The organism is Streptomyces sp. AC627_RSS907, from assembly GCF_019049165.1.
In genome coordinates this window covers 1-794 of sequence record NZ_JAGMUE010000833.1, presented here as the reverse complement: position 1 = coordinate 794, position 794 = coordinate 1, and the positions used below count along the sequence as shown (strand labels likewise).

Annotated in this window: 1 protein-coding gene and 1 pseudogene; one reads left to right on the top strand and one right to left on the bottom strand. The window is 65.0% G+C overall.

Annotated features, from left to right (window positions below; all coding sequences use genetic code 11):
- Positions 1-139: 139 nt before the first annotated feature.
- The gene (locus tag KUM32_RS38910) at positions 140-343 is read right to left on the bottom strand and encodes a cold-shock protein (RefSeq protein ID WP_003984261.1); all 204 of its coding nucleotides are present in this window, start codon (positions 341-343) and stop codon (positions 140-142) included.
- 313 nt (positions 344-656) lie between these two features.
- Between KUM32_RS38910 and KUM32_RS38905 the strand changes: the two are divergent.
- Positions 657-794: pseudogene (locus KUM32_RS38905) on the top strand (menaquinone biosynthesis protein); the annotation flags it as partial.

Below are 794 nucleotides of genomic sequence, written 5' to 3'. Positions count from 1 at the left end.
GGGCGGGGTGAGAGACGAGGGCCGGGAAAAGGCAGGAGCCCCGCTTCCCGTCGAAACGGGGAGCAGGGCTCCTTGGGTACTACATCAGGAACGAATAGGTGCCGACCGCGATGGCCGAACCCGCGAAAGATCCAGAGGATCAGACAGGGGTTACGTTCTCCGCCTGCGGGCCCTTCGGACCCTGCGTGACGTCGAAGTTAACCTGCTGGTTCTCCTCCAGGGAGCGGAAACCAGAGGCGTTGATCGCGGAGTAGTGGACGAAGACATCCGGGCCGCCGCCGTCCTGGGCGATGAAGCCGAAGCCCTTTTCAGCGTTGAACCACTTCACGGTTCCGGTAGCCATAAGCCCTCCTTGGGCCAAAGGGTTGCCCTGCTCCAGAACCTGCAAGAAGTCTGAAAACTACAAAAGCCTGCGGCGTCACATGCTCCGCAGGCTCTGTACTGCAAGGGAAACCAAACTGCAACTTGCGGCGAGCCTAGCACGGCAGATGCCGAGGGGAAAGAGCGAAAGATCACGGGGACGGGCGGTTTCCATGCGCCGAGGAAGGGAAAAGCGCGCACGTCAGCGGTGCCCGGGCAACGAGCGCGATCCTCCGCGCCGCGCCACCGTGCCCCCCGGCGCCACCAGGACCACCCCCCAGGGCTAGCCTCCGGATGTGGACAATTCAACCCCTGTCGCCGCTACCGCCACCGGCCACCGCCGGAGCCGGCCGCGGGTCGGCCACATCCAGTTCCTCAACTGCCTTCCGCTGTACTGGGGGCTCGCCCGCACCGGCAGCCTCCTCGATCTCGAG

Coding starts and splice junctions, on each gene's coding strand:
- KUM32_RS38910 (WP_003984261.1), bottom strand. CDS start 343: ATGGCTACCGGAACCGTGAAGTGGTTCAACGCTGAAAAGGGCTTCGGC.